Source organism: Protofrankia sp. CiP1_Cm_nod4 (assembly GCF_982290645.1).
Genome location: NZ_CEVIVC010000247.1, coordinates 2,346 through 3,786 on the forward strand (window position 1 = coordinate 2,346; position 1,441 = coordinate 3,786).

A 1,441-nucleotide genomic window follows, 5' to 3' on the forward strand; every position below is an offset into this window, starting at 1 on the left:
AGGGTGCGGCGGCCCGGGAGGTGCTGTGGACGTGACGCTCGCCGAACTGGTCGACGCGCTGCCCGCCGGCGTCGTCGTCACCGATCCCGACCTGCTGGAGAAGTACCGTCGCGACCGGGCCGCGGACCCGGCGGCGGGCATGCCGCTCGCCGCCGTGCGCGCCGAGTCGACCGAGCATGTGCAGGCGGCCCTGCGCTGGGCGGCGCGCCACCGGGTGCCGGTCGTCCCGCGCGGCGCCGGCACCGGCCTTTCGGGCGGCGCGACCGCCGTCGACGGTGGCATCGTGCTGTCGACCGAGCGGATGCGGGCGATCGAGGTCAGTCCCCGCACCCGGATGGCGGTCGTGCAGCCGGGCCTGCTCAACACCGAGGTGAAGGCCGCTGCCGCCGCCCACGGGCTGTGGTACCCCCCTGACCCGTCGTCCTTCGAGATCTGCTCGATCGGCGGCAACGTGGCGACGAACGCCGGCGGTCTGTGCTGCGTCAAGTACGGCGTCACCACCGACTACGTACTCGGGCTCGAGGTCGTGCTGAGCGACGGGACGGCGGTGCGCCTCGGCGGCCCGCGGCTGAAGGACGTCGCCGGCCTGTCCCTGACCAAGCTGTTCGTCGGCAGCGAGGGAACCCTCGGGATCATCACGGAGGTGACGCTGCGTCTCCTGCCGGCCCAGCCGCCGTCGAGCACCCTGGTCGCCACGTTCGCCAGCACCCGGCAGGCGACGGCCGCCGTCCTGGCGATCACCGCTGCCCTGCGGCCGGCGATGCTCGAGTACATGGACCAGGTGTCGATCAACGCCGTGGAGGACATGCTCCACATGGGGCTCGACCGCGACGCGGCCGCGATGCTCCTCGCCCGGTCGGACAGCCGCTACCTTGCCGCCGAGCTCGAGATGAGGAGCATGGCCGAGGCGTGCCAGGCGCACGGCGCGACCGAGGTGCTGGCCACCGACGACCCGGCGGAAGGCGAGGCGTTCGTCGTCGCCCGCCGCGGCGTCATCCCGGCGGTCGAACGTCGCGGCACCGTCCTGCTGGAGGACGTCGGTGTGCCGCTGCCCAGGCTGCCCGAACTGGTCGCGGGCATCGAGGCGATCGCCGCCGCCCGCGCCGTGACGATCGCGCTGATCGCCCACGCCGGCGACGGCAACACCCACCCGCTGATCGTCTTCGATCCCGCCGACGCCGCCGCGGCCGCCCGGGCACAGCTCGCGTTCGGCGAGGTGATGGACCTGGCGATCCGCCTCGACGGCACGATCACCGGCGAGCACGGGGTGGGCCGGCTGAAGAAGGCGTGGCTGGCCGACCAGGTCGGCGGTGACGCCCTCGACCTGTCACTGCGGATCAAACAGGCCCTCGACCCACTCGGCATCCTCAACCCCGGCGCGATCTTCCCCTGATCCCGCCCTCTTCCGCTGCCCTTCCGTTGTCCTCTCGCGGGAGAGGTG

General features: G+C 73.2%; 1 protein-coding gene. It reads left to right on the plus strand.

What is annotated here, in order from left to right:
* Positions 1–31 precede the first annotated feature (31 nt).
* Positions 32–1,393 carry an FAD-binding oxidoreductase gene (locus tag AC5LSR_RS23645; RefSeq protein WP_493469055.1) on the plus strand — a complete coding sequence of 454 codons (1,362 nt, stop codon included), beginning with the start codon at positions 32–34 and terminating at the stop codon, positions 1,391–1,393.
* The last annotated feature ends 48 nt before the right edge of the window (positions 1,394–1,441 follow it).